Raw genomic sequence first — 9,029 nt, forward strand, 5'->3', positions numbered from 1 at the left:
ATACTAACATATCCAGCACAAAACTGTCAAGGATTTATTGGTGCTTCGCTGTTCTATATTGGTCGGGTTTCATCCCGTCGGTGAAACTGAGGGTCTTCACCCGACATTTAAGATAAAAGTACGCTCGATCGCAGGTACAATTATCCGACAGAGAGCGTGGTGGACAATGCGATCTCGATAGGGGGCCGCCGAAATTAGGCGTGGTTTGGGGTCTGTTATACGGAAACTGCGGTACTGACCGGGATGATAGGTCTGTTCGATTAGCTCATCTTGCAACTTGATTAAATTTTTCTCCCGTTCCGCGTTAAAGGCGAGGACATTAGGGCGATAGCGTTTACCTTGCTGCGCGAGCCGAGCGGCCGCTAGGAGGTTTTCAAATTCGATAATTTTTTCCCATGTATTGCCAATTCTAACGACCATTTTTTGTTCCGGTTAGGTTAACTGGTGGGATTTTCGTTTGGGATTTTAGCCAGCCCCCTAGTTCATTACCGATTTCGACTAAATATCGACTCAGATTTTCGTAACGTTTATCGGACATAATATTAAGGTCAACCATTAACCGTATTTGGTAGTAGAGAACCGACAATTTAGGGTTGAGAGAACGCAAAATTTCCTCTTTCTCTTGACTATACTTGGCTTCTATCAATCCTTCTAGTAATTGATAGAGATTATTGGCTATCCTTTCCCCTAGGGTAAAGCGATAATTGCGGGGAAGACGACTCAATATCGGGTTTAACCAGAGGATGAGGTCATAGGTTTTTTGAATAACTGACAATTCTTTTTCGTTGTGGTTCATGTGTACTAATTAGTCCCCAAAAAATCGCCGGAAAAGGGAAAAAGAGAAAAGAATAAAGGGAAATCAAGTCCTGGGGAAGCGGCAGACAACTCGAAAACCGTCGTTGTCGTTGAAGCGGTGGTCGGGGTCGGACCAGATACGAAGCGCACTGCGACAGTCCCCCGGAGAGGTGACCCAAGAACCGCCGCGTAGTACCCTCGTATTTTTATCGTTTAATAACTCCATAGCTATATATTCATCTAGTAGATTAGTCGGGTTATTGTCGAGCGCAAAGCGATCGCTACGCGATATCCCCCTCTCTTCAGCATCCCACAGATCCATACACCATTCCCAGACGTTACCGTGCATATCCTGTAAACCAAAGGCGTTGGGGGGATAGTTACCGACAGGGGTTGTTTGCTTGGGGCTTGCCGTTTTTGCTTCGTCGGCGTAGGTTTGCTGTGAGTCGTAATTGGCTAGTTTTGCAGTTAGGGTCTCGCCGTAGTGGAAAGGGGGATATGATCCCCCCTGACCCCCCTTAACAAGGGGGGCTTCTGTATTGGCGTGACAGGCGTATTCCCATTGGGCTTCAGAGGGTAGGGCGTAGGGGAATTTGGTTAGCTTGGCTAGTCGTCCACAGTATTCGATCGCATCGAACCAACTCACATTTTCTACAGGCCGTAACCAATGACTCGTTTCCCCATAGTCGTCTTTAAATCGTGATGGGGTTAGGTCTAGATTATTTTTTATTTTTAAGTCTTCACGGCTGGCGATCGCCCACCATTGAGCTTGGGTGATGGGGGTCTGTGCCATAAAAAAGGGTTTTATATAGATAGTCTTACCGTCTTTGAGCAGAGTTCCGCCGGGGATGAGGAGCATTCTAATCTCGGTTAGCCCCGCGGGGGGTTGATCCTTCCTTTTGTTAAAGGAAATCTCTTCTTCGTAATATTTAGCGGTGACGGGTTGACGTTTAATGATATTTCCTTGTCGATCGACAAATACAGTTTCCCCGTCCCATTGGGGTAAGTCTGTTTGTTCCGCTCGCTTATTATAGATAAAGAGTATCTGAGCTTCTAGCTCTTTAATGCCCGATTCGATCGCTAGTTGGTAGAGGTCGCCGTCTTCTAGGTTCAAGCTGGCGCACTGTTCCCGCAGGGCGATGAACTCGGTTTCGGCTTCACCTTCGAGGATGGTGAGCCTGCCGACTTCGATTGTGGTGGTTTCTGGGGTGAATTGGGTGAGAAAGTCTTCTTCTCTAGCTGTTTGAGTCGCTTTTGGCTGACCTTGCTCTAATTGCTGTGCGATCGCCAGATATTTTCCCCCCAAATTCCTTAAAATACTGGCCGCCACTTCGGCAAAAGGACTAATGATGTCTTTTATATCTTCACCTACTTCTGTTGGAGGCTTTTTCAATTCAGCGAGGAAGTCTCGCAATTCTAGGTTCAATTGTTTGGCAATATATTTGGAGACGCGATCGAATACATCTACTGTAGTAGAGCGAGTAGAACTGCATTGTAAAATTTTTCTTACTTCCGGGTTGATAAAATCGTAGAGTACCAGATCTGGGTCAGTTTCCTTAATCCTTAACAAACGAACGCGAAGAATACCGCCTAAAAATACTTCTGCGATTTGGACTTGACCTGCTTTTGGTAACATTTCCTTACGGATCAATCGAACTACTGGCAGAAAAATTGTCGGTGCCGCCGCTAACAATTCTGCTAATTCTTGAGCTAGAAGCGAAGCATTATTGCGAAATCGTCTAACTATTTCTTCTGGAGTTAAATTTAGCTTACCCTCGGGTTCTAATTCTTCTTTGGTATCGGGAGTCAGTACAAATCCTGCTACTTTGGTGTCGCCGCGCCCCACGACTACACCGCTCCATCGTGCGACACTGAGAGGTTCCAAAGTAAAAACAGGAATCTGTAAACGATTCTGTTCACGAAAGACGTTTTCCCAGAGCAGCACATCTCTAATTTTTAATCGACTATTAGTTAAACCGGGTTCATCACTAACTAAAGTTACTTTCGCTCCCAATCCTAAGCCAGTTTTCAGCCAAAGCCATTCTGGAAGCATCTGCAATATAGCTAATGGACTCGATTGACTCCACAATTTTAAAAGCGGAAACATCTTGCCATCTTGCCAATAGGATGCCACGCAATCACTAACTACTACAATGAGGCGGCGACCATTAGGATTGAGTAATTCTTTAGGATGATAAACCCTAGAATTAGTCTTGTTTAATCCTTCATGGAGAACTAGATTATTTTCCTTGGAAGCTAATTGCCAGACCCGCACATCACGAAAGATACCATAATGTTGTAGTACGGTTTTTAGATCTGCTAACGTTTGATGCCAAATATCCATCGAGGAACTGCGATCAAATACCAATGCTAGTTCTAACCAAGGTTCTAAGGCTGGTTTAAAAACAGGAACCAAGATTTTTCCGTCAGTCGCGGCAAAACTTTCGACTGTTCGTACTTCATCCAAAATACTCGGGCGATCCCGTGTAGGTACGCGCCGCAATAATGTTTTTAAGGCTTTTGCCAAAGATAAGGAACTGCCGAGATCTGATGGATTATCAACTGGAAAAGTTAAAGAACCACCGCCACCGCCACTGGATGAGTCTTTGCTTTGCTGTCGTGGGAATAACTGTCCCCCAGACTTTTTATTTTGTGGCTGATTGTTATTTTGTGGCTGATTGTTATTTTGTGACTGATTGTTATTTTGTGACTGATTGTTATTTTGTGACTGATTTTTATTTGGCTCCTCTTGGTTAATTTCTGCTTTGCTTTCAGTAGATTTTACAATCTGAGGCGAATGGAGCAATAACCAGCACAAATCAGCTAATTCGTAGCTAGTCATTTCTAGCTCTGACTGATTGAGAGTCTTAAGTAACCGTTTGAATCGGTCTGATTTTGCCAGTGCGGAAGCATCGCTCATAATCCCTCGGTATCATTCAAGCTCTTAAACAGTAGCTCTTTCAAAGATTCGGGGTTGAGAGTAGATTCTGCACCACCAGTCAACATATATACAACGTTGAGGAGTTGATCCGTTGCCAATTTTTCTTTATCCAGAAAATCTGTAATTAATTGACTAATGCGATCGCTAGACTTATCAAAATATTCATCACCCATGTGAGATTTGACTATGGATTTCAGGTTATTAATGCCCGGATTGGGCATATTGATTCTGATACAACGTCTTTTGAAGGCTGGAGGAAAATCTCTTTCGCCGTTACTGGTCATCACTACGATGGGGAAAGCATGGCATCCCACTATTCCGCTATTTAGCTCGACGGGATGAAGATTTTTATCCCAAGTAAAAACTGAAACTGGTTGACTGGGGTTTTTCTCTGTCCAACGTTTTAATTCGGGAATTTCATATTCGCCTTCTTCAAACAGATTGAGCAAGTCATTGGGTAAATTGATGTCGCTTTTGTCTATCTCGTCTATTAAAAGCACTCTGGGTAAAGCTGAAGGAAGAAATGCCGTACCCAAAGCTCCTAAAGTGATATAAGAGCCAATATCTTGTTTGCCCTCGGAATCTGGTTCTTGTAAACGGGCGATCGCATCATAACGATACAAACCATCCTGAAGGGTCGTTCGAGCCGTAATCGACCATTTTAAAACCGGACCCAATCTCAGTTGGTATGCTAAGGCATAGGCAAGGGAGGTTTTTCCCGAACCGGGACGACCTGTCACTAACAAGGGACGACGCAAGCATAAGGCCGCATTTACCCCGGCGATGACTAGATCGATCGCTTTCTGAAGTTGAGCATTTTGAGAATTGGTTTCATTGTCAGCGATTTCTTTGGTTTCATTGTCAGCGATTTCTGACAAACGGAATTTTTCACCGCGATCGCGATCGCTTTTTTCACTCCCGACAAGTTTCAATAAATCTGACCGACGTTCGGTATCTTTAGGGAGAATAGGTCTATTGAATTTTCTCCAAGGAGGTGGAGGGGGAAGATTGAGAGTTTCAGATGCTGGTAGCTGTTCCCCCCGACCATTAAAAGGATGCCAGTGAACCGATTTAGTTTCTTCTGCCATTTTATGTGTTTACTCCTATTGTTTGTAATTTATTTTCTTCCGGCAAGATTTCCGGATCTTCCAGCAACATACCGAGATAATAACCTGGATACTGTTTACGCTCTGTTTCAGTTCTAGCCCCCCATACAACACTTCTTAGCTCCCAAGTTTTTTCAAGTAAGCCGCGGCATCGGTTAGATAAATTATCCCAATTCAGGCACTCTGTAAATTGCTGTTCAAATTCTACCTCTGAGGGAATACTATCCCAATTCCAAACGGCTATGGGAATACCACTATCAAAAATAGACTCAAAAAACCTCATGCGCTCAAATCTATCGATGGAGAGAGAATCTTTTAATCTAATCCCCCATAGAATTGAGCAATTTTTCATAAAAATCTCTAATTCTTTCCAATTAGAGATTTGAGTATCTCCAAGAATCTCAATTATGTTAGAGGCTGGAGTATTATTTATATCATTAGCTAGAATATTCTTGGATATTTCACGACAATCACCATTCAAAAAAGTATGGATTCTTTCCCATCCTTTTTTGAGTGATCCAATGCGACTATTTTTTCGTATGCGTTCTCTACTTCGTAAAAATAATCGGTAATTTCTTACCAATGATATAGTTGCTTCTTCTTCACAAATCATTGCCCAATTATCTAGACTAGAATGTAAATCGGAAAGTGGAATGAATACTTCTATTCTCAACTGATCAATTGCTTGACCCCGAAATTGAGGATCAGTTTCAAGATAATCAATGTATGATTTTATCGCTGTTGGAATATTTTCAAATTTAGTACAATCAATACCATTTTTATTTTTAGATAATGAGATTTCAGATAGTTTACCCTGAATTTTAAACTGTCCTCGAACATTCCATTTATCTTGATTCGGTCCATCGCCACCTCTCTCAATTATGATTAATAAGATCGGTGGCAAGCAAGAAGTATTTTCATTTTCAGTTTTTTCCAATTTATGATTAGCTTTATCTAGCCATGATTTTATATGTCCATTATCATCTTTTAGTGACTGAGCTAATTTGATTATTAATAATGTAGGTTCGTATCGATCGAGAAATACTTGTTTTAATAACTCATAATTCTTGGTAAAACACAAGCTTTTAATAAATATTTCGTCATGTTTGATAAAATTTTCAATTTTACAGCAAGCTTTCCAAATATCTTTCCAATCAATTATTGTGCTGAGAATTAAGTATAGTTCTGACCACAAACTTTCAAATGTCTCGTCGCAATCATTATTTTTTAATTCAACATCTTCAAAAAGAGTACTCGTCTTATTAGATTTATTTCTTGCTTCTTGTTGTTGTCTGGCAAGATCTCTAACAACTTGAATTAAAGTCTTAAAATAACCATTATTTTGTTCGTAATAATCAATCGCCCCGATTAACTCATCAAATCGATCTGGATATCCGCTGAATGCTTTGAGAATACTCAATACTGAAGCACGAACAGTATTTCGTTCTTCTACTTGTTTGCCAATATCAGGGAAAAAATCAATTACATCTTTTCTCATTTGAGTATCTCGGATAGAAGGGCAATTCTCTAAGGCTTCGATTAACTCATTAAATCCTAGATCGTTAGGTTTTATCGGAACAGTCAGCAACATTGTTAATTGAACTCCTCTGGCAATATTTGTATTGTAGTTCTTCTTAAATTTTGCATAGCAACAGAATTATTTTCGTAGAGCATATCAATAACGTCTAATAGCTCTGCCAATCCTCCTGAATAACTGCGGGAAGTTCTAATTGCACTTAACACTACAGTATTTGCATTACCTTCCATGATTATGTTATTGGCTATTTCTTTCCTTAGATTCAAAATAATATCTTTTCGACTTTGGGAATCTCGAATTGACTGGCATTGTAAAAAAAGATCGCGCAATAGTCCTAATTCTTGGATAGTCAAATCACGAGGTAGCTGAACACTATCTCGTTCTCTTGCTTTAGTGGCTGGCTCAATTTCGCTAAATCGTTCTTTTCTATTGCCTCCCCAGTCCTGATATAAAAGATATGAAGGAGTTTGCCTGGTTTGTCCATCCTCTCGAAGCTTAATGAACTTTTCCTGCACATTCTGCATAACCTCTTCCATATCTGGTGGCCAAAGCTCTGTATCTTTTGATGAGTTCAATTCATTCAATAGTTCTCGTGAAAATATGCCCATTTGCTCATCACTTTTATTAATCGCATATTCTCCCGGATTAGCCGCAAACATTGCCATTTGTTTTTGACTTGGCAAATGTTTACCAATAGCAGGAAGATCGTCCGGTGGATTTATCTTTAATAGTTGGGAATTGGCACAGGCATCAAAAATTAGTAGCTGTCGAGGCAAATTCTTATATAAATCGGTCTGCATAGCATTAAGCTGGACAGTTAAATTTAGATTTTTGAGATACTCCATTGTCGCATCGGCATAAATCAATCGGCGATCGCCTTGTGAAGCGATCCAACCGTGTCCCGACCAAAACAAGAAAAACAAAGTTGCTGTTTTCTTTCTCGCTTCTTCACGCAGAGCTTTATTGACTATATCTTTGTTTGCTTCTAAGGGTTTACTATCGATGAGATTGGTAATCTTGTCAACAATTCCGACATTGCGATCGAGTGGCGCCAGAAAAACCGAAATATTTTCGGGAGGCACATTGCGATCTCGTAACCATTGACAGAACTGATAAACATCATTGACCGGGCCATTCAAATCTGGAATGGACCTAGAATCAGCATACTTTTCGATTCCCACTAAAATTGCTTGTGTTGTCGATGGTTCAGCCATTAGCTACCTCCACCATCTTCTGCCAAACTGCATCCCAAACCTTGTCATTGTTCCAATATGCACCATGAGACTCAGGGAAAGGTTGTTTGCTATCGATTTCGACATCTTGTATCTTTCCGGGGAATATTTTCTCCCCTACATAACTGAGAAAATCGTTGCGATCGTAAATATTTAACCAGTGGGGAAAAGTTTCTGGTAAGTTGGCATTAGGGTTATATTCCATACCCACTAGAGCATTTAATTCATAGAGAATCGGGGATTGAGAACCGATTGTTACCAACAAAACTACTTGTGGTAATTGTTGCTGTAACAGCAAATCAACGCAGATAATGCCGCCCAAGCTATGAGCGATTAATACAGTCGGTTTTTTTAGAGGTTTAATGGTTACGCAAACAAAGTCTCTAAGCTTTTGTCCCCTTGCTTGATACATCAAAATATCTCCCAAAGTACCGCTGTATTGTTCTGAAAATCCACTTCGCCGTCTTTGGAGATTATTGTTGATAATACGCCTGATTGTGCCAGAAATACTCTGTTTTATGCCAGATAAAATTCCTTTTTCCGTGCCCCCTAGTTCTGCCGCTATTTGCTCGACAATACGGTCGCGCAATTCGCCATTGACTGATAGGGCGAATTCGCCATAGTTATCCCTTACCAAAAGGGAACTTTGAGCTACGAGCGCACGAGCGATCGCTATGCGGTATTCTCCTAATGGTTCTGTGGCGGATTCGATCGCTTTTTGATAATCGCTTTCGTTGACGATAATGGATTGGGATTGAGGAAAAAACTCGCCAATGCCAGCTTGATCGAGCATTTCTTGGAGATTAGAGGATGGATTTAAGGCTCGAACCCGATTATCCAAATCCTCGCCTAGCTTTTCCCCAAAAACAGTTCTTTTGTCCTCGGAACTTATGGTTAGGATTTGCAGTTCCATGAGCGGATCTTGATATAGTAACTCCCATAAACCCAGAACATACTCTTCATCAGTTAAATCTGTTTCTGAGGCTTTTTTTTGATCCGACACTGGAATAGATAGTCCTCCCGCATTTAATGTCGTGCCGAGAGCCCCCCCCCAGTAACACTTATGAAAACACAAATTTTCATTGCGCTCTTTCAATTTTTGGCTAATGATGCTAAAAACTTTGCTATAGGCTGGTTCTCGTACCCCTGTACCGTGGATAAAAACTAGATCGCAATCGCATTTCTTCACTGATTCCCCTCCTCGGTGCTTGAATAAGATTCGATCAAAGTCCTCAATTTTTTCAATTGTAGTTCCAGTTCGCTTACCCGTTGGCTCAACGGCACAGTCTCGGCACAGCCCAATTGACACTCCCCGCTCTAAAGAGACGGGGATTCTTGGTTCACAGAGATTACTTGCTTAGACAGAATTGCTTCTGAAAAAGTAGAGGTATTCTCTCCCCAAGCGTTTATTGGATCTA

Annotated in this window: 7 protein-coding genes; all 7 read right to left on the reverse strand. The window is 41.4% G+C overall.

Annotation, left to right across the window (positions count from 1 at the left end):
• Nucleotides 1-96 precede the first annotated feature (96 nt).
• Entirely contained in the window at nucleotides 97-420 is a 324-nt protein-coding gene (locus tag EWV84_RS00930; protein WP_287075794.1) for a hypothetical protein, read from the reverse strand.
• Complete coding sequence (avd, locus tag EWV84_RS00935; RefSeq protein WP_287075796.1) at nucleotides 410-796, reverse strand: diversity-generating retroelement protein Avd; 387 nt, start codon at nucleotides 794-796, stop codon at nucleotides 410-412. The genes EWV84_RS00930 and avd overlap by 11 nt, the downstream gene beginning before the upstream one ends.
• Nucleotides 797-859: 63 nt before the next feature.
• Nucleotides 860-3,715 carry a formylglycine-generating enzyme family protein gene (locus tag EWV84_RS00940; protein ID WP_287075798.1) on the reverse strand — a complete coding sequence of 952 codons (2,856 nt, stop codon included), beginning with the start codon at nucleotides 3,713-3,715 and terminating at the stop codon, nucleotides 860-862.
• Nucleotides 3,712-4,824: an AAA family ATPase gene (locus EWV84_RS00945; RefSeq protein WP_287075800.1), complete on the reverse strand. Its 1,113-nt coding sequence runs from the start codon at nucleotides 4,822-4,824 to the stop codon at nucleotides 3,712-3,714. Before EWV84_RS00945 ends, EWV84_RS00940 begins: the two co-directional genes overlap by 4 nt.
• Nucleotide 4,825: 1 nt before the next feature.
• Nucleotides 4,826-6,433: a VMAP-C domain-containing protein gene (locus EWV84_RS00950; protein WP_287075802.1), complete on the reverse strand. Its 1,608-nt coding sequence runs from the start codon at nucleotides 6,431-6,433 to the stop codon at nucleotides 4,826-4,828.
• Between the two features lie 2 nt (nucleotides 6,434-6,435).
• Nucleotides 6,436-7,593 (reverse strand): caspase family protein, encoded by a 1,158-nt coding sequence (locus tag EWV84_RS00955; RefSeq protein ID WP_287075804.1) that lies wholly within the window; start codon nucleotides 7,591-7,593, stop codon nucleotides 6,436-6,438.
• Nucleotides 7,586-8,800, reverse strand: coding sequence for a hypothetical protein (locus EWV84_RS00960; protein ID WP_287075806.1), 1,215 nt, complete (start codon nucleotides 8,798-8,800; stop codon nucleotides 7,586-7,588). Before EWV84_RS00960 ends, EWV84_RS00955 begins: the two co-directional genes overlap by 8 nt.
• Between the last annotated feature and the right edge of the window lie 229 nt (nucleotides 8,801-9,029).

It is taken from the genome of Microcystis sp. M_QC_C_20170808_M3Col (genome assembly GCF_007095505.1).
Lineage (GTDB): Bacteria > Cyanobacteriota > Cyanobacteriia > Cyanobacteriales > Microcystaceae > Microcystis.